Annotated in this window: 2 protein-coding genes; one reads left to right on the top strand and one right to left on the bottom strand. The window is 73.8% G+C overall.

All coding sequences use genetic code 11. The features are described 5' to 3' along the window. The coding region (locus DW309_RS06560; RefSeq protein WP_136044903.1) for a helix-turn-helix transcriptional regulator at positions 1 to 432 on the bottom strand (432 nt) is incomplete at its 3' end. A 103-nt stretch (positions 433 to 535) separates the two neighbouring features. On the opposite strand from DW309_RS06560, the gene DW309_RS06555 reads away from it, so the two are divergent. Next, complete coding sequence (locus tag DW309_RS06555; protein WP_136044902.1) at positions 536 to 985, top strand: VOC family protein; 450 nt, start codon at positions 536 to 538, stop codon at positions 983 to 985. Positions 986 to 1302 lie beyond the last annotated feature (317 nt).

The following is a 1302-nucleotide window of genomic DNA, read 5'->3' as shown; positions in this document are numbered from 1 at the left end:
CGCCGCGCTCGCCGCCTCCAGCACGCCCGGGTCCACCCGCACCTCGGCCGCCGCGCCGGTGAAGCGGATGCCGTCGATCCGGTGCCGGAGCCGCGAGGGCATCACCTGCCGCACGGTCGCGAGGGCGCGCTCTGCCGCCTCGGTCACATCGACGCCGCTCGCGCTCGCGCCCTGCAGTGCCACCGCGATCGCGACCGCCTGGTCGTCGTCGAACAGCAGCGGCGGCAGCTCGGACCCGGCTTCGAGGCGGTAGCCGCCGTACGGGCCCTTGCTCGATCCGATGCGGTAGCCGAGGTTGCGCAGCCGGTCGACGTCGCGGCGGACGGTGCGGGGTGTGACGCCGAGGCGGTCGGCGAGTTCCTGGCCCGGCCAGTCGCGCGTCGCTTGCAGCAGCGACAGCAGCGCGAGCATGCGGGAGGAGCTTCCGGTCATGACTTCATTGTGCGGGAGGGAGAGGACAGAAACCGACCGCTACCCCTGTGATCGTGGACTCACCGCGGCGCTGAACGGCAGCCCGCAGAACAAGGAGAAGCCCATGTCCCTCACCACCACCACGCACCTGAACTTCCGCGGCACGGCCCGGCAGGCGCTCGACTTCTACCGCTCGGTGTTCGGTGGCACCGTGCACGCCACGACCTACGCCGAGGTGGGCATGCCCGCGGACGCGCCCGGTGCGGACCGGATCGTGTTCGGCCAGCTCGACGGCGACCACGGGATCCGGCTCATGGCGTACGACATCCCCGGGCTGGACGACCCGGCGACCACGGCGGGCTCGACGCGGCGGGAGAACGGCGCGACACTCACCGACCGCGCGTTCTTCCAGTCGCTGCGGGCGGACACCCTCACCGAGCTCGAGGGCTACTGGGGGGCGCTGACGGAGGGGGCGAGCGTGATCGAACCGCTGGCCGCGTCGTCGTGGTCGCCCGGTTTCGGCATGCTGACCGACCGCTTCGGCGTCACCTGGGTGCTCGACGTGGCCCGCTGAGGTTCGGGCGCTGATCCCGCCGGGGGTCCTGCCGTGGGTCTCGCCGGGGGTGCGGGTTCGAAAAGGCGCCCGCGGGGGCTCCCGGCGGAGCGCTTCTGATCCCGCGGAAGGCGTCGCGGGGGCTTCGTGCGGGTGCGAGTGCGAAAAGGCGCCCGCGGGGGCTTCCGGCGGAGCGTTTTCGATCCCGCGAGCGCCCCGGGGGCACCGTCGCGCGTCAGACCGGGGGCCACTGCGGGTGGCGGGCCACGGCGACGCGGGCGGAGAGGTCCGCGAGCACCGGGGAGCCCGTGCCCGCCACCCGCAGTGGCCCCCGGTCT

Source organism: Microbacterium sp. K41 (assembly GCF_004794395.1).
Taxonomy (GTDB): Bacteria; Actinomycetota; Actinomycetes; order Actinomycetales; family Microbacteriaceae; genus Microbacterium; species Microbacterium sufflavum.
This window is presented reverse-complemented; position numbering and strand designations above follow the sequence as displayed.